Here is a 17468-nt window from a genome sequence, read left to right as displayed (position 1 = left end):
GAAAAAAAAGCAGCCCATTGGGCTGCTTTTTTTGATAAACCATACTATCTAAGCGATTTTCTTAAGCTCGCTCTCAATATAGGTAAGCGCCTCATCCATTAGAAAATGCATCGCTGCGCGGGCCGCCACTACATCGCCACTTTTAATCGCAAAATAGACCTTGGCGTGATCTTCCACCACTTCATCAAAATCTTCACGAATAATATTGGTGTGCGCGATGCTCACTTTTAGTGCCGTACGGACAAAATCACGCATGCGAATGTAGAAGCGATTTTCACTGGCGTAGAGTACGGATATATGAAAATCGATATCAGCCTCCATGACTTCTGCTGAATCGTTGGGTGCAGAACGCATTCGCGCTAGGGCTTCGCCGATAGCCGCAATTTTTTCGGGGTTGCAGCGTTGTGCAGCCAATGCAGCGGCTTGTGGCTCAACCGCTATACGCATTTCGAGGAATTCTTTAAGCACCTGCATGGAAGGATTGCCTTCCAAAGACCAGCTAAGCAGGTCCGCATCAAATATGTTCCACTCTTCACGCGGCAGAATACGAATACCTTGGCGTGGCTTGCTGGATATTAACCCTTTGGCCGACAGCATTTTAACCGCTTCACGAACAGCAGTTCGGCTTACACCAAATTTTTCGCAGAGTTCAGCCTCTGTAGGTAAGCTATCCCCAGGCAAGTATTCACCACAGATAATGGTGCGCCCCAGTTCCTGAGTCATGCGAAAAGATAAATTAAAATTTCGTTCCAACACTCAATACCTCGGCAATGGTTAACAATCGGTAACTATCGGTAACTAAGTTGTGCTTGTGTGCTCGCAAGTCCTTTTCTATAGCTGGCTGCATGATACCACGCTTTGATTACACAGCATGTACACGTCTCTTAATTCAGCGCAAGCACCCACCTATTGGGCAGCACCTATGGTCAACACTGGCCATGAAGGTAAACGCTTACAGGGTTTAGAAATACTCGTATCAGGGCGCTGGCTGTATTCGATAATTACCTATCTCGTCGTTTGGCCAAATCAGTTCTGCGCCGTTGCTGTTATCTAGGTCAAGCTTATATCGAGCGCATAAAAAAGGCCCCATAATTTATTATGGGGCCAATACGAGTGAGTTTTTCGTAATCTTTAAAGCGTCATTCGGGTGTATCTCTACTATTTGGAAGCTGCAAGGCGCAGCCTCTAATTACCTCATCACTTGCTTAAAAAGAGAATCGCGTACCCAAAGCAAAGGTTGGACTGTAGATGCTCGAACCATCGTTCCCGTAAGTAGGATCAGACCAGTAGCTCTGGTCAAGTTGGTTGCATCAAAGGTGACAACCCAGTCATCTGTAATATCGTAACTAACCTGGAAGTCCATAGATTCTTCTGAAGCCGCGTAGCGCAAGGCTGGCTGAGCAAAGCCACGGTTATTACTGGCGAGGAAGTCATCCCTATAGACGTATGACAGGCGAACATCAAACTTGTCACGCTCGTAGGAAAGCACCAGTGAATAGGACGAATCAGAGACACCGTAAAGTGGCGTGGTATTGTATCCTATCAACTCTCCAGCACCGGAACCATCTTCAGGTGTTTCATAGATCGGGTCTTTGGTTTCACCATCAAGTGCCCTGTAACCGGCTTGTATTCCAATGCCCTGCAAGTATTCATGAACATTTTCAGGGAACCACTGAAAACCAATTTCAAGGCCATTCTATTTCCCCTTACCAGCGTTAGTTGGTTGAGTCCAAGAATACGGCGCCGTAGTACCGGGGGGATAAGTTTCGTCCACGGTTTCTTCAACTGCGTTACGGGCAGCGGAGAAAATAAAGCCTTCCACATCTCGCCAGAAAAGAACACCGTACAAACTACTACTTTCCGCAAAATACCATTCCAAGGACCAGTCTATATTGGCCGATTCAACAGGCTCCAGTTCAGGGTTGCCGCTGGAAATAGAACCGTGAGTGTGATCCAGGTCCAAGCGAGGATCAACTTTGGTACGCGTTGGGTTTAATTCGCCAAAGGCTGGGCGACTAATCGTTTCACCCTAAAAAAGCGCGTCATCAGATCACCTGTGAACGAGCAGCACGCCAAGAAGCTAGGCAATACTGTCGTGCTGCTAGAACTACCCGTTTCTGTACCAAACGTAAGTTCAGACTCATATTGCGTAGCGCGCTCCCCAATCTGACCATCAATGACACCAATACCCAAATCAAAGGAGTAATCTGCCTGCAGGTATGCCGCCGTGGTAGTTTCGGTAATATCGAAGGTTTCATCACCTAACCAACTTGACTCCAACTGCTCCAGAGAATAAAGATCGCGAACTGTGCTTTCATTGTTAAGCAACCAATGTCCGTCAGCCGCCAACCAGTGTTGGGGCACCTGAGCTTCATCGTTGAAGAATCCATCTGGATTAATGTTCACCAGCCCATCAAAATTTTCTAAACGGCAAATTTCATCGGGCTGAGAAGTATCTACACAAGTATTTGCCGACTGATCCCAGGAGCGAGCAGCCGCGTTGCGAATATCGTGACGAACACCAGAGCTAAGCGTTTCAAGCAGGCCTAAGTCTACGTCCCAATCACCATCAAGATTCCAACTGAAGGCATCACCCTTGTCTTGACCACCATTGTCAAACACGGAGGACATGGCCCAATCTTCGGGTCGCGTTAAATCGCCCTCATCAATGTCGGTAGCGGGATCATCTAAGTACTCCGCCAACGGCAGGCCATCGCCCGCATTAAAATCGACGATCAAACGGTCACGTGTACTGGTTGTTTGCATGGCAAAGAAAGAACGCTCAAACGTACTTTCTTGATAAACCACTTCGGATTCCAGAGAAAGCTTTTCTGAGAGATCCCACTTACCTCCCACGGTAAAGACGTAGCTATCGGTTTTACCGGTAGCACCATCGCCCGATGTAAACATGTTCGCGTCGTTTATATATTTACGCTTCACAATATTAGTGCCGGGAAAAAGCTGTGGTTCAGAAAAATGGTTATCACTGTTTACAAACATAAACACCAACGAATTAAAGCTCTCGTCGCGGTATCCGTTATAGAAACCTTCCATCAGATATTCGGAGTTCTCATTAGGTGCCCACTGCAGGGAAATATTAGCCGCAGGTCGCTTGCGTTTACCCGTAAAATCGGTAAAACCCATGGCATCACGCATCAACACATATTCAGTCGCCTCTCCGTTGCTATCAACAAGCGTTGAACCAGCGGCATAGGGTAAACCGTCATCTAGACCGCGCTCCCAAGCACCGCCAAACGGTGTGTAATCAGAAGCATAATGTGGGTTCGCAGCACCAACCCAGATATTTTCATCGCGGTAATTCGACTCAGAGTAAGACACATTAAGCAATGCACCAAATTCGCCACCGCCCACTTCCCATCGATCGCTAAGTAGCATACTTAACGCTGGATCAGTTTCACCGGAGTTGTCAGCATAAATGCCGCGTGCAGCAACGGTAATTTGACGATCGTCAAAGTTAAACGGACGGTGCGTATGCACATCGATTTGCCCTGCAATACCGCCTTCTTTGGTGCAGTTGATGGCGACCATTGGGTCAGTATGCTACCTATGCAGGTCGACGACGGTAACTCGGTGTTCTGGGCTGGTAGCCAGCCATCATACTTCGATGGCACCTTTAACCAGCGTATTCAAAAAGGTCAGTGGACTCACATCATTACCACTGTTAGCAGTGGTCAGTGGGCAACATACATTGACGGTGAACGTGTAGGCGGTGGCCTGAACTTCCCAGACATGTTGAGCGGTACTGATACCGTAATCTTCTCTCTCGGAAACAACTGGTGGGATACCACCTACCACGGCATGATCGATGAACTGCGCATTTACGATGCCGCCGTCAACGATCTGGATGCTGCGGAGTTCTACCAGAACGCTGTTGCTCGATAAAACGTAAAGCACTAGGAGGTGGCATGAACGTGTACCCCCTCCACCAAGTCTCGCTAAGCGCCCCTTTGGGGCGCTTTTTTATGCGCAGGAAATACATAGCAAACGCTTCATTAGCGCCTTCTGCCACATCATATGCCGACCCTATACACACCAAGACTTTCACATGCCTCGGTGAACCAAGCTCCGGCGACGCAACGTCCGCTTTCCCTTATTTACTCGCCACTGTCTTCGATCAATTCACAATTTTCGTCTAACCTTAAAACGTTAAGTATTTTTCAAGCCATCTAAAAACCCGGCGTAACTATGAGTATTCTGCGGAAAATTTTTATTATTTTTATTGGATTTGGCTTATTAATGGGGCTAATATTTCCGGTATATGCTTCGTTTTTTGTGGATTACAAGGAGGGCATGAAAATCTGGTTTTCACTCGGCTGCCTTGTGGCTGGCGTGATAATTGGCGTCATCAATTTCTGGCTGTTAAAAAACTATTTACTGGCCAAGTTAGTAGAGGTTTCGGATATATCGCAGGCTATCTCCATAAAAGACCTGTCTCAGCGCAGCAACATTAGAAGCGAAGATGTTGTCGGCGATATAGTCTGTAGCGTTAATACCATGGCCGATAATCTACAGGAGTTCATTTCCGGTATTGGTCACACGGCAAAACTGTTGTTGCAAGTTGAGGAGGATTTTCAACGCGGTATAAACGAAGCCTCACTCTCAACTGGAAGCGCTCAAAAAGTTAGCCAAGGCCTGATTAGTCACTTCCGCACCGTAGACGAAACCTCCCACCATCTGCAGCAAACAACTGAGCTAACCAATACCGCAATGTCCGAACTTGTTGGAAAACTTATTGAGCTGGAAACATGTATTGCCGGCCTGAGTAAAAATATTCACGGCCAGGCCGGCGACATGACCGACACCATTGAACACCTAAAATCCTTGGAACAGAAAAGCCACACCATTGGTGATGTAACCGCCATTATCGATTCGGTCGCTGAACAAACGAATTTACTCGCACTAAACGCTGCCATTGAGGCTGCGCGTGCTGGCGAACTAGGCAGGGGTTTTGCGGTAGTAGCCGATGAAGTGCGCGAATTGGCTCAGCGCACCCAAAAAGCCACAGGCGAAATTCAGCATACGGTACAAGAACTGCAAGCGGAGGTAAGAGCCGTTGTTTCGCAGGCCGATAAAATGGCGGCCCAAACCGGCGATACTGTAACCTCCGCCAGTACGTCTCACACCATCGTTGTCGAAGCCTCCAATGCCGTTGCCGATATCCAGCAACACTTTAAACTGCTCAACGAAAGCGTGTTTCAGAACACCAATAGCGTCGAGCATCTCACCTGCGATGTAGAAGCCATTTCCAGCGCCAGCGCATCCAGCGAAAATGAACTCAGCCAGTTGAAAACCCGACTAACGAAACTGAACTTGGTATCACAAGATTTAAACAAAGCTATTTCAGCTTTTAAGTATTAGGCATTGGGACAACAGTTTATGCCGACAGGGGCCAACACACGGCTACACTATTTACCGCCATATCAGCATTTTTTTTGCTGCGCGCCCCTCTCCACATTCACCCATCATAAAGCGCAGTGATTCGTAAACGGATGAGTATCTTTCGACACACCGCGCAAAATAACATTTGAGTACATTATCTTGATTGCCACCCCATTATAACAATAGGTGTTGGTATAACTATTCTAGGGGCAAGATAATGCTGTCAGGTAATTACAAACTCGTACTCAGCGTATTGTTGATAGCGGCCATTACCGCCTGCGGCGGCGGTCAATCATCAAGCTCATTCGACAGTGACACTAACGAAACCGCCGATACGCCCACGAATAGCCAATCATCATCCAGCGGTAGTGCAGCCAGCAGCTCTCCCAACCAGATCTGTAACACTTGCCAGACAGGCGCGCACTACTACGTATCTCGCGCCGGTAACGACACACAAAACGGTCATTCAACAGAAACCGCCTGGCAAACCATTGCCCGTGTAAACCAGCAGAATTTGGTTCCTGGCGATACAGTGCTCTTTCGCCGCGGCGATACCTGGCGGGAAACACTTTACTTGGAACAGTCCGGGTCTGATGAGCAATGGATTATGTACGGCGCCTACGGAGAAGGCGAAAAACCACGCATACTCGGTTCGGAACAAGCGCTGGAATGGACGCAAGTTACCGCCAATATCTGGCAATCCGCCACCGATTTACAAAATCCATACAGCGGTGGCTACTCCTTTGGTGAGGTCTTTTTCGAGCACAACGACAGCCGCGTAAGTTGGGGACGACAGCGAGACTTCGACATTAGCTATGCCAATTTAGAACGCGAGTACGACTGGGCCTGGAACGACAGTCGCCTGTACGTTTTCGCCGCAACAAACCCTAGCCAGCGCTACTTTTCGGTAGAGGCTCCACAGCGAGACGGGAGTATACGTTTTACTAACATCGACAATACAAACGATGACCCACTGGAAAATATCGCTATCGATAATCTAGACCTGCGCTACGCAATGCGCTGGGGTATTTACGGTGGCTACAACGAGGTAGAAGCCAGCGGTATTCGCATCACCTCCAACCATATCGGCTACATTGGCGTTAAGGGCGGGGCTTCGGCTTACTGCATTTCCAACTGGCGATCGGACATGCTCATTCAAAATAACAGTATTCACGATTGTGGCCGGCGCGGTGTATCCATTAACACTTACACCCACTTCACCGCCAACCTGCAGGTGCAGAATATCACCTTAGACAGCAATCATTTTTACAACGGCTACCACACCACATCGGTAGACGTTTCGTCTCTGCCTGAACTAGGCCACAGCATTTCAAATATAGTGTTCAGCAATAACCTAGTCGATGACAGCCAACGACACAGCACCGACATTAACGATGGTTGCGCCGCGAATTCCTGCACCAGTAATGCCTATTACGTAGCGGCTAGTAGCGGCAACCACTACTCCAACTTTACGGTTTTTAATAACCGGTTTATTGGCTCCACTTCAAGAGCTATTTTAATTTCGGGTATTGTTGAGGGCGTTAAGATATACCACAACAGCATCTACGGCTCGCACCCAGACGCGTTCCCGTATGCGCTGGTTACCCTTAACAATATTTACAATGTGGATATGCGCAATAACATTATCCATGGCAACCTTCCCGCCGAGATCGAAGGCCGATGTGTACTCGACGAAAACACCACCTCGTTTAGTCTTCGTGACTACAACTTGTATTTTCAGGAGGACGAGAACCAACCCTTTAGTGGCAGTGAAAATGGTGTTGGCGGCTGGAGTACCTATACCACGGAGTGGGACAACTGGCGAGACGCCAGTGGTTTTGAAAGCAACAGTCCAGCACCGCAGAACCCACTGTTTACCCATGCGCAAAACGGTAATTTGTCGCTACAGGTAAACAGCCCAGCCATCGATGCCGGTGACAACATTAGCGGCTTTAATGACGATTTTCGAGGGAATGCGCCAGACCTAGGCGCCTTAGAAAGTGACTATTAACCAAAGGCAGGAAAGACGTAGTCCAGTTAACATATGGGCCAACGTCAGGTATTAGCACTCTAATTTTTGGAGGAATCTCCACTTACCGCATATTTATAAATTTGGTCGGACACCAGTATATTTGGTCGGACACCCATGCCGAACGCGGCTTTAATTTTTGGGCGTTTGAATTTCATCGCTTGGAAGACCCCAACGGCGCACGCTGGTACGTAATGTACACCGCCGGGCACCAAGCCAATCTCGACGGTCAAAAACTACATGTTCTGGAAAGCGCCGGTGACGACCCGCTCGGCCCCTACGAATTCAAGTCCACCCTTATGCCCAACCGCTGGAACATAGACGGTAGCTATTTCAAGCTCGAAAACCAGCTGTACCTGCTGTGGTCTGAATGGGTAGGCGCGGATCAAAGCACCTGGATAGCCAAAATGGACAACCCATGGACGGTGGATGAAAGCACGGCCGTGGTGATAACAAAGCCCGAACTGGATTGGTAATTCGGCCTCGACCTGGACGGCAACACCAGCCGCGTGACTGAAGCACCGGCCATTGTGCAACACGACGGCCGCACTTTTATGAGCTACTCCACCAACCCCTGCCACGGCCCCAACTACAAACTGGGTATGCTCGAGTTGACTGGCGGCAAACCACTGCAGCCCGGCGACTGGACGAAAAACAGCACGCCTATGTTGGTAGCCGCCAACGGTGTATACGGCCCCGGTCACAACGGCTTCTTTACATCACCCGACGGCTCAGAAGACTGGCTGGTGTACCACGGTAATGCGCTGGAAACCGAAGGTTGTGGCAACACCCGTTCGGTACGAGTACAAAAATTCGAATACGACAATGGCGGTTACCCAAACTTTGGTGAACCGGCCACCCCCGGTACATAACTGGCACCGCCTTCAGGCGAAAACACTCCGCATACGCTAGTCCCAGAGGGCATGGCCTTCCGTATTGTAAACACCGCTCTTGCGCACTGTGTCGTCAATGGAGAAAGCGGCAGCCTTGCAGTAACCGAAAGTTGCAGCAGCAACAGCGACAGCTGGGTGCTCGACTTCGTCGACGACGGTTACTACCGCCTCGCCAATAGCCGCACAGGTGAATACCGACAAAGCTATAGCTGTAACACCGCCGAAGCCCCACCGGCACCTGCCGCGAGCACGGTTGTTACCGGTAACTGGAACAATAGTGATTGCTCACTTTGGCGTTTGGCGCCGATCACCAACGGTCTGCTCAGCCTCAGCAACAAACATGAAAGCGCTAAACTTGCGCTAGACAACTGCGACAGTAGCGCCGATGCACTCAGTTTCGATAACGTCGCAGAAGAAGCCTGTAGTCTCTGGCACTTACGGTGGTCGGCAGGCTTCTATATAGGCTTGTGAGAAAAGAAGGGAAACGCTTTGGGTAACAAATTAATAGCCAGGCCACACACAATCAACACACAAGCAACCGCTTTGGTGGTGCCAATTGTTTCGCCATAAAAAATACTGGACCCCAGCAAACCAAATAGGGGGACTAACAACGACAATGGCGCTACGGAAGACACGGGGTATCGACGCAGTAATGAATTCCAAATCCAATAACCAAAGAGTGTAGTGGGATAAACCTGAAATAAAATGGAAAACACGGATTTGAAGTTAAATGACTGAAGCAGATAGTCCACTTGGTTATCACCATACACCCAGTATGAAAGTACAAACAATGGCAACGGTGAAAACAGGCTTGACCACACCATGAAGGGAAATATACGTTTCGCCCCCGACCATTTAAGAAGACTATTCGATAAACTCCAACACAATGCACCCAAGAGCACCAACAGCAACCCACCAAGCGTAACCGAACCATCGGTAATACTGATAATAAGCGCAAGCCCTACCAGCGCAATAGCCGCACCGATTTTCTGCCCTCGACTAATCGTTTCTTTAAATAGTATGCGCCCGAACAGAATGGTAATAAATACACTTATTTGCAAAACCAGTGATGCCACCCCGGCAGAAGCACCGAAATAGATACCCAACGCCACCATACCCCACAACCCTACACCAAATAATAACCCATAGGCGACCACGTATTTGAATGCCGTATCGGGGCGAGCAACAAAAAAAACCAAAGGCACAGCACACAGCAGGAAGCGACAACCCGCTAGCATAAACGGGTCCATCGCCGACAAACCCATTTTAATAACAGAGAAATTGAACCCCCAAATGGCTGTGACCAGCACTCCTAAGAGCATATCGCGTGTGGTCATTCTATTTTTTAGGCCTCGCTTAATGCGGCTGCTGCCGCTGAAGGTTGCGCCACTAACGGGTCGCCGATAATTACCCGGCTTAATACTTCACCCATAGTGTTTTTACCCACAGCTATTGCCCCCCCCGTATACACATCAAACTCCCACTCTTGGGCGCGAGTGAACCCCTGAATACGAACCGGCATACCGTGGATTTCTATAGTTACTGGAAATTGACCAATATTAAAGGCCGTAGCATTACCCAAAAGCGTTGCTGCAAGCGCGCGGGCCGATTGCATAATGGGGGGCACATACTGATATAGCTCCCCGTTAATTTCAGCGCAATCGCCTATAGCGAAAATATCGACTTCGCTGGTTTGCAGATACTCATCGGTCACTATCCCCTTGTTAACGACGAGACCCGCGGCCTTGGCTATCGCTGTATTGGCTTGTAACCCGGTACAATTCAATACCAGTGGTGCAACCAATTGCTCACCGCTTTCAAAGGTAATCACACTGTTGTTGTTTTCATCCTGCGTTATGTTTAGTACCCGCGAATGGGTTTTAAATATAACGCCCATCTGCTCCATATACTGCTGTAAGTAGAGCGAACCCTGCGCTGGCAAGATGTGTTCGAGCGGCCCTGAACCCGCACACATTAGCGCGGGCTGGTAACCCGCATTAGCCAGATCGCTGGATATTTCACAGCCTATAAGCCCCCCACCCAGTACAAGTACTTCTTGATGCCTAGCTAAGCGCTGACGAAAATCAAAATAACTTTGCAAACTATTGAGATGAAAAATACCTTCAACATCTTTGAACAACGAAGGTATTGCGCCAACGGCCAACACTAACTTGTCGTAAGCGAGTATCTGGCGGTTAACCGATAGGGTTTTTCGTTTAGGGTCTAACCTTTCGACCCAGGAATTTTCAATTAGCGTTACATTGTATCGCTGAGCCCAGTCGCTAGCCGTTGCAGTAACGAGCGATTCGGGTTCCAACATTTTGCGTAATGTTTTTGATAAGCTTGGCTTATAGTATTGATCGCCAGAGCCACCACACACGACGGTAATATCCACCGTTTTATCCAATTTCCGCAAGCGTTGCACAACAAAGTATGCGGCCATACCTGCGCCAACAATAACCAATTTCACATTAGGGCACCTCTAATTTAATTCAGGGAGGCTGTAATTGTTTTTAGCTTTTCACAGCAGCAACAAGGCTTGGCGCAACCACTCTCGATGTAGAGCGAAGCCTGTGAAAAAACACGATTAATACAATTACGGTAATGAGCGACAGAGCTAGAAACACATTTTTCACCTGCTCTTCGCTGCTCGACAGTCCAACAATTAGCCCCGATATTGGTAAAGTAAGTTGATTAAGAAAAACAATCATGCCGATGGTTTTACCCAAATGCACTTTGGGTATCCATAATGCCCGCTCTGAACGAATATAGATGTTAAACCAACTCCCCAACGCAAATATGCACGCATAACAAAACGCATACACATAAAAATTATTGGAAACACCAATAATAAACGCGCACACCGCCACTACAACATAGGAAACGATCCCCAGCGAGAAAAGGTTCACGCGCTTCAACATCATCGGAACCGCCAGCAGACTAAGCAGCATTAAAAGGCCCGTAACCGATTGCAACAGACCAAAATCGGACGCTGTGCGTGAGAAATGACCGGTAGTAAGCGCGGCGCCAGTTGCCAGGCCAATGCCAAATACGAGATTAATGCTGATACTCAAAATAGTGAGAAACAGCAGATTCTCCCGAATACGAAAAATTTGCCATGCCTTGCGAAAGTCGCGAAGAATACCAACGATCACCTTTTTGTTGTTTTTCCTTACGGACATCTTCGCTTCAGGGATATGTATAAGCGATATACCGATAAAGGCAGAAAAATAGAGTATACCCGCAATTATCACAATATTTATTGGCTCTGCATTGGCGATTATGAGCGCTCCTACTACTGGAGCACTGATCATCGACCCCTGTTCAATCGCCTGCAATCGACTTTGCAACTTAGGCAAACTAGCTTTGTCTGCAAGTTTGGGGATTAAAGCTTCAAGTGAAATGTAAGACTGCGCGTAAAGAAATGCACTTGACGCCATAAATAAGCTTAAGGCAACGAAATAGTCCAGATTAAAATGTACTATCGCAACAAACACTAGAACACAAGCTACAGCTCTCATAGCATCGGCGAAAAGATACACCGATTTACTGCCAAATCTATCACTCAATGAACCAGCCAGCGGCAAAGACAGTATTCGCGGTGTCCATTCAATAAAAAATGCAATTCCCGACATCGCGACCGATTTCGTTTGCATATAAATAATTACCGGTACGGCAAAAAGCATCAGTTGATCGGCAAACGCGGCAAAAAATCGGTAGACCAACAGGTGATTAAATACAGATGAATTCATAACGGCAACTCAATTTTTGGAGGTAGCTTAAGCAACGGTGACATTATTAAAAATACCTGCCATAAAATTACGCACGGCATGGCTGGTATCACCTCGCACCAACCCCGCCAATGGGACTTCGTGCGCCTGGTAGGTAATGTTTTTTGCTAACGTTTGCTGCGGCGACAACTGGTTCCAGCGAACTACCTGCTCACTCGCACGAAAGGTATCACTGCCTTCAATTCGGCATCGTTCACCACGCAGCTGGTGGCCAGGAAAAACAAACCAACCGAAGCGTGTAGTAACTGAAGGCTGGTTATACAAATGCTGTGCTTCTCCTAGGTACACTTTCAATTCCGCACTTGGCAAATGAACGCCCGTTGCCAACTCTACAGCGGCACACACATCTGCACCGCCCACCCTGTTCGCCAGCTCCAAAAACACCATAGTATTACCTTCACGAATGGCCTCTACATGAAAGCAGCCATTGCGCACAGCCGTTGCGGACAAGGCAGTATTTACCCAACGTTCAATCGCTGCGGTGGTTTCAATTTGATAGGAACCTAGGGGCTCACCTTCTGCATACTTCAGGCAATTGCCTAAATACTGGCTAGACACAAGAAGTTTTATTTCACCCTCAACCATTAAACCATCAAAGTGCAGAATATCTCCGCTAACGAAGGCTTCAACCTCAAAGCCTTCGTAGTCGCCCGCATCCAACGGAGGAATTCCAGTAGAACTACCGTTTAGTGCTTCAGCCAGCGCGTTTGCGCTTGGAAAAATAAGTACGTTTTCACTCGAGGCGCCGTCAATTGGCTTAAGAACGACTTTCCCCGGAAAACCATTCGATAACAATTCAAACGCCGTTAATGCGCAGTTCGCCGGTACCACCAACCCCGCTTTTTCAACACAGGCTTTCATGACCAGCTTATCGCGTACTTTTAATACATCGACGTAACCTGGGCCAGAAATCGAAAAGTGATCACGTATAAGCGCTGCATCCAGCAATTCGTATTCAGAAAGTGACACCACCAAATCAAATTTTTTGCCGTGAAGCTCTATCAGCCGAATAACTTCATCACTCAGGCTTGATGCTTCATTGCGCAGCCAGCGCACACAGCGTAAGGATTCAGGAATGGTGGCCAAAGCCGCCTCAGAACCTACGTAATAGACCTCGTGTTGGAGATGATCAATGCCACGGTGATATTCTATTTTGTGGTATGGAATACGGTGTAAAACTAGTATTTTCATAACTCCCCCGTTACGCCGATTTTATTGATTCATCGAATAATTGTTGATCGATAGTCGCGCGCCACATATCTTGTATTGCAGCAAAAATACCTTTAAGCACCTGTGCACCATCACTACTGGTCAGCACTACAGACGCAAGAAAGTCACCGTTGTCTCTTGGAGGTGAATATATGCGCTGCATCGGCGGCGCAACCGGCTCATAGTCACTCCAAATGATTGTGTTCGAATATTGGGGAAATTGCTGTGCGAATTGCTGGTGTAACAGCTCAACGTAAAAGCCGATGTCTTCGCGTAATTCTGTTCCATACATATCTCTCGGTGCTGGAAGCATCACCATCATCGCACCGGCATTAGTGGTAAGCATTCCTTCTGAATTGACATAACCCAAAGCGGAATCAACCCACTGCTCGTACAAATTCTGGTCAAATACGCGGCTAGCCAGTGACCATATTTTCATACCCGCAGGGCGCCGATTCGGTTCAACGATGCCCACTTTGCTGTTGTCTTCGGCAACCAATATTTCGTTGTGGAACGCTCCATGATTTTGACCAACCAGCAAATTAGCGGCCCTTCCTGCACGTACGATAGCCTGGTGCCGATCTTGTGACACGACCGCCGGTACCAACTGACCAAACTCTACCGGGTAGCGCCCTTTGGTCGAAAATTTTTCGGTGATAAAATATTGCCCACCAATACCATCGTAGGAATACTCGTCTAGGTAGGGGATACACTCCTCAACGATAACGCCACTCGCCATATAGGGCGCAACCTCTTCAAGCGCCGAATCAATTTCCGCAACGCTCGGATTGCGCAATAAAATAACGCCTCTGTTGTTGCCTTCGGCTTTAGGTTTAATAACAACACCATTGCCATGGGCATCAACAAACGATTTTAGTGTCTTACGATTGTGGATTTCTGCTACTGCGGGAACAAAAATGCTTTGTGCGTTTAATAGGGGTTTAAGCGCATTTTCGGTTTCACGATATCGATACTTACAGAACGCATTTACTGCCAACTCACTACTATCACCGGGCAATTGTAGGCTTTCCAGTAATCGTGCGCCTTGCACTATGGCATTATCTGAAAACACCAAACCAGCAACTAAAGAGCACGGAAGCTCGACTAACTGTGCGCGTGCCCGCTCTACAAATTCCGACACCAAGGGATCTGCATCTATAACATAGTCCGCAATATCAAAATCGTGTTTTAGGGGATTTGGCCGTACCAGTACCGTAAGCAGGTTATGCTGTCGAGCGGCGTAGTCACGAATGGTTTTAACATCATTCACCCTCGACAAATTGTAATCAACAATAATCAATGCCTTTCTTTTTTCTATGATGCTCATACTCTGCCCTTTAAGAAGGTGCCCTATTCAAGCCCAATCCCACTATGCGACGGATTTGGTCACTATTGGTTGGTATTCCACTTTCAATAAATTTTTCGCCTGCTCATCCAACGCAATAACGTCTGATAGCAATTCATTTACCGCTCCACCCCAGAGTGCCTGCCCAACAAAATTTTCTTTGCTATTACATTCAAACTCGGTACCCGGTGTGACAAAAACTTGCGTAACCAATGGCGGCAACGGAACTGGGATTTCTTCAACAGTTTTTACCACACCAACTTCACCATAAAAAACACGGAAAAAAGTTTCCCGATTATGGGGACTATTACCATGCCGACTCACATCCAGATCAGCCAGATCTTCCATGAAATTCTGCCGCTTGCTGCCTTGCACCAGGAGGCTCTCCACCCACAAATCGACCATCGACCTTCCGTCGGTAAAATACTCAACACTTTGCGATATAAGTGAACCGCCTACACGTGGATTAATCTCAATAATTTCCCAGCGCCCTTTTTCAACTTTCGCTTCAATGTGAAAGCACCCCTGCGTTATATCCAGCGCCCCTAGCACTCGATGCAACCAGGAAACCCCCTCTTTAACAACGGCTTCTTCCATTGATACAGGAGGGCAGGTACACGCATTTTCCAAAGTCGTTGAATCACAGTGAGTGGTTTCATATTTTTCGTGCACAGCCACGACGAATACGTGGCCATCTACAACCTGCACTTCAAAACTACACTCAATTCCGGCAATAAAGTCTTCTACAACAAAGGCCACTCCCGCTTTAAAATACGAGCCGTATACGGGGTCGTGGCGCGCTTCTTCTACTATATTTTGCAGTTGGTGCCAATGAGTATCACTATTGAGTTTAAAGGCACCAAACGAAGCAATACCACGGCGCGGCTTAATAAAACATAGCTGCTGCGTACGTTTGAGTTCTTCCAATAATTCAGGGGTAAGACACTTCACATCAACACGGCTAATATTCTGTGCAACCAAAAATTGACGCAGCGAATATTTGTCCGTGAGTAAGTCAATTTGTTCAGGCGTAATATCGGGCGTACCCGCCAGCAAGTTCACATTGGCCATAAATGTGCGGTAACCTTCCCAGACACAGATACAGCTGTGCACGCGAATACCATCAGCTTCCAGAGTACTGAGCGCTTGCTCAACGTGACGCCAGGAAAGCGTATGGTTATTGGTAACCTGAACCCAGTCAGCAAGCTGTTCCAAAACCTTTGGCCTATCTGCCGATTCAGGCTTTGAGGACAACACCAACGCCTTATATCCCCGGCCCTGTACAGCTTTAGCTAATTGGTCGACAAAGGAAAACCCGCAATGACTTAATATGAGCACGCCGATATTTTTCATTACGACTCCTTATGCGGCTTGCTCTGCAGCAAGATCCACATCAAACTCTTTATTCATTTCCACAAAAAACATAGACAATATCTGTTGAAATTCGCGAAGGTAAATTTTTAGCTTTTCTATATCAGCTTGATCGCTTATTAAATAGCGTAGGCATGACCACACCATCGTCGGGTGATCGTGATTTACATCCGTGTGTGCATGGGCGACCTGGCCGGCGATTAATTCTTCACCCAGAATGGCTTTTAGACCTTCTAACTTTTCCGGTTCCAGCTTCACATTCACATACTCAACTAGATACGAGTACGCAACCACGCCCAGCGGGCCTTCGTGATCCAGCAAATAAGAGAAGAAGCCGACTAGCATTTTTGTAGACAACGTAGGCTCAATTTCCATAAAACGCTCACGACTGAAACCGGATTTTTCTAGATCTTGAATAAACATTTCATCATGTAGCATCTCATCACGTTCATAGTCGGCCCAAATTTGGGCCGCTTCTGGACTTTTCTTTGCGATTTCAACAAGCGCTTTCGATTCCACAACACGAAGTAAACGAATCCTCAATGCCGTTTCAGCTAAGCTTCGCTGATAGTAAGGCATATTGAACGCGTTCTTTCGCTCATGATGATCTGCGCCCGGTACAGATGCTTTCCACTCATCGATCTGTTGATCGATAATACTGTCAATTTCAGAACGAACTTCGATCGAGCGGGTAGGGTTTAAAAATGGCTTACCCCGCCCAATACCGGTGTTTATGCAACGATTTACATTCATTTCAGGTCTCCTGTAAAAATATTTTTTTGGGCAATTAGTCGTTAAATCGGCTTAATTGTAATATCACCCAGTATTTTGCATTGGCAGGCCAATCGAAACGCATCCCCCTGATAACCAAGGCTATCCAAAAAGGTGATTTCGTCATTTGTAGCGGGTGATACTTTTTGTTCGCCACTGGTGATTTCGATCACGCAACTCCCGCAGCAACCCGAACGGCAACTAAAAGGAATTTCGTCATCGACATACTCCTCAACACTCGTTAAATTGGTATTTACTGGTAAAACAATATGGTCACCACTTTCAAAAAATGTAACCTTATGTAAGCTAACAGACATATATATAACCGTTATCTAAATTATTTTTCAGCTCACTTGTAGGCCACAAATAAAACATGCGTTATTTGTGCATTCGCAACAAATATTTTTTGATTTGCATTAAAACTATTTTTTAGCCTATTTTGTGCGCAAGTCCATGCGGCGCGCAATATACACATATTTTGTGACAGTTTTTATTCAGTTATCCCGAATGTGACCAAGTTAGCTTGGCCACGCAGATAAATGTTAACTAGTTAAACTATAAAGTCGTTAAATTCTTCGCTTTGACATCCAGGTAAAATGTAACGCGAAATCTATCCCGTGAAAATTAACTCAATCATATGCCGTAGAGGCAAAAAAGAA

General features: G+C 47.2%; 18 protein-coding genes. 6 read left to right on the top strand and 12 right to left on the bottom strand.

What is annotated here, in order from left to right; translation table 11 throughout:
- Nucleotides 1–48 precede the first annotated feature (48 nt).
- The 4 genes from H5336_RS12875 to H5336_RS12860 form a co-directional block, all read right to left on the bottom strand.
- Nucleotides 49–756: a FadR/GntR family transcriptional regulator gene (locus H5336_RS12875; RefSeq protein WP_313557149.1), complete on the bottom strand. Its 708-nt coding sequence runs from the start codon at nucleotides 754–756 to the stop codon at nucleotides 49–51.
- Between the two features lie 433 nt (nucleotides 757–1189).
- The gene (locus H5336_RS23640) at nucleotides 1190–1546 is read right to left on the bottom strand and encodes a hypothetical protein (protein ID WP_313557146.1); all 357 of its coding nucleotides are present in this window, start codon (nucleotides 1544–1546) and stop codon (nucleotides 1190–1192) included.
- A gap of 150 nt (nucleotides 1547–1696) precedes the next feature.
- On the bottom strand, nucleotides 1697–2020 hold the full coding sequence (locus H5336_RS23635) for a TonB-dependent receptor domain-containing protein (protein WP_185235745.1): 324 nt from the start codon (nucleotides 2018–2020) through the stop codon (nucleotides 1697–1699).
- Nucleotides 1993–3498, bottom strand: a complete 1506-nt coding sequence (locus H5336_RS12860) for a TonB-dependent receptor (protein ID WP_185234698.1) — start codon at nucleotides 3496–3498, stop codon at nucleotides 1993–1995. The genes H5336_RS23635 and H5336_RS12860 overlap by 28 nt, the downstream gene beginning before the upstream one ends.
- On the opposite strand from H5336_RS12860, the gene H5336_RS12855 reads away from it, so the two are divergent.
- The 6 genes from H5336_RS12855 to H5336_RS12830 all read left to right on the top strand — a co-directional run bounded on the left by H5336_RS12855 (nucleotide 3493) and on the right by H5336_RS12830 (nucleotide 8793).
- Entirely contained in the window at nucleotides 3493–3903 is a 411-nt protein-coding gene (locus H5336_RS12855; protein ID WP_185234697.1) for a LamG domain-containing protein, read from the top strand. The two genes, H5336_RS12860 and H5336_RS12855, sit on opposite strands and share 6 nt — an antisense overlap.
- Nucleotides 3904–4206: 303 nt before the next feature.
- Nucleotides 4207–5379, top strand: coding sequence for a methyl-accepting chemotaxis protein (locus H5336_RS12850; RefSeq protein WP_185234696.1), 1173 nt, complete (start codon nucleotides 4207–4209; stop codon nucleotides 5377–5379).
- Between the two features lie 238 nt (nucleotides 5380–5617).
- Nucleotides 5618–7411, top strand: a complete 1794-nt coding sequence (locus tag H5336_RS12845) for a hypothetical protein (RefSeq protein WP_185234695.1) — start codon at nucleotides 5618–5620, stop codon at nucleotides 7409–7411.
- A gap of 101 nt (nucleotides 7412–7512) precedes the next feature.
- Complete coding sequence (locus H5336_RS12840; protein ID WP_185234694.1) at nucleotides 7513–7905, top strand: glycoside hydrolase family protein; 393 nt, start codon at nucleotides 7513–7515, stop codon at nucleotides 7903–7905.
- 33 nt (nucleotides 7906–7938) lie between these two features.
- Nucleotides 7939–8301 (top strand): family 43 glycosylhydrolase, encoded by a 363-nt coding sequence (locus H5336_RS12835; protein ID WP_185234693.1) that lies wholly within the window; start codon nucleotides 7939–7941, stop codon nucleotides 8299–8301.
- A gap of 51 nt (nucleotides 8302–8352) precedes the next feature.
- On the top strand, nucleotides 8353–8793 hold the full coding sequence (locus tag H5336_RS12830) for an RICIN domain-containing protein (protein WP_185234692.1): 441 nt from the start codon (nucleotides 8353–8355) through the stop codon (nucleotides 8791–8793).
- Here the strand turns inward: H5336_RS12830 and H5336_RS12825 are convergent.
- From H5336_RS12825 to H5336_RS12790, 8 genes are read right to left on the bottom strand one after another with little or no spacing between them, the layout of a single operon-like run.
- Nucleotides 8778–9659: an EamA family transporter gene (locus H5336_RS12825; protein WP_185234691.1), complete on the bottom strand. Its 882-nt coding sequence runs from the start codon at nucleotides 9657–9659 to the stop codon at nucleotides 8778–8780. The genes H5336_RS12830 and H5336_RS12825 overlap by 16 nt on opposite strands.
- 8 nt (nucleotides 9660–9667) lie before the next feature.
- On the bottom strand, nucleotides 9668–10792 hold the full coding sequence (locus H5336_RS12820) for an FAD-dependent oxidoreductase (protein WP_185234690.1): 1125 nt from the start codon (nucleotides 10790–10792) through the stop codon (nucleotides 9668–9670).
- Nucleotides 10793–10835: 43 nt separating this feature from the next.
- Nucleotides 10836–12074 (bottom strand): MFS transporter, encoded by a 1239-nt coding sequence (locus tag H5336_RS12815; protein WP_185234689.1) that lies wholly within the window; start codon nucleotides 12072–12074, stop codon nucleotides 10836–10838.
- A 27-nt stretch (nucleotides 12075–12101) separates the two neighbouring features.
- Nucleotides 12102–13304, bottom strand: a complete 1203-nt coding sequence (locus tag H5336_RS12810; RefSeq protein ID WP_185234688.1) for an ATP-grasp domain-containing protein — start codon at nucleotides 13302–13304, stop codon at nucleotides 12102–12104.
- A 10-nt stretch (nucleotides 13305–13314) separates the two neighbouring features.
- Nucleotides 13315–14649, bottom strand: coding sequence for an ATP-grasp domain-containing protein (locus tag H5336_RS12805; RefSeq protein ID WP_185234687.1), 1335 nt, complete (start codon nucleotides 14647–14649; stop codon nucleotides 13315–13317).
- A 42-nt stretch (nucleotides 14650–14691) separates the two neighbouring features.
- A complete protein-coding gene (locus tag H5336_RS12800) occupies nucleotides 14692–16020 on the bottom strand; it encodes an ATP-grasp domain-containing protein (protein ID WP_185234686.1) in 1329 nt (442 codons plus the stop codon).
- Between the two features lie 9 nt (nucleotides 16021–16029).
- Nucleotides 16030–16791, bottom strand: a complete 762-nt coding sequence (locus tag H5336_RS12795; protein ID WP_185234685.1) for a hypothetical protein — start codon at nucleotides 16789–16791, stop codon at nucleotides 16030–16032.
- A 41-nt stretch (nucleotides 16792–16832) separates the two neighbouring features.
- Nucleotides 16833–17126, bottom strand: a complete 294-nt coding sequence (locus H5336_RS12790; protein WP_185234684.1) for a 2Fe-2S iron-sulfur cluster-binding protein — start codon at nucleotides 17124–17126, stop codon at nucleotides 16833–16835.
- Between the last annotated feature and the right edge of the window lie 342 nt (nucleotides 17127–17468).

This window comes from Teredinibacter franksiae (assembly GCF_014218805.1).
Taxonomy (GTDB): domain Bacteria; phylum Pseudomonadota; class Gammaproteobacteria; order Pseudomonadales; family Cellvibrionaceae; genus Teredinibacter; species Teredinibacter franksiae.
The sequence above is the reverse complement of the archived record's forward strand: the minus strand, read 5'-3'. Positions and strand labels throughout refer to the sequence as shown.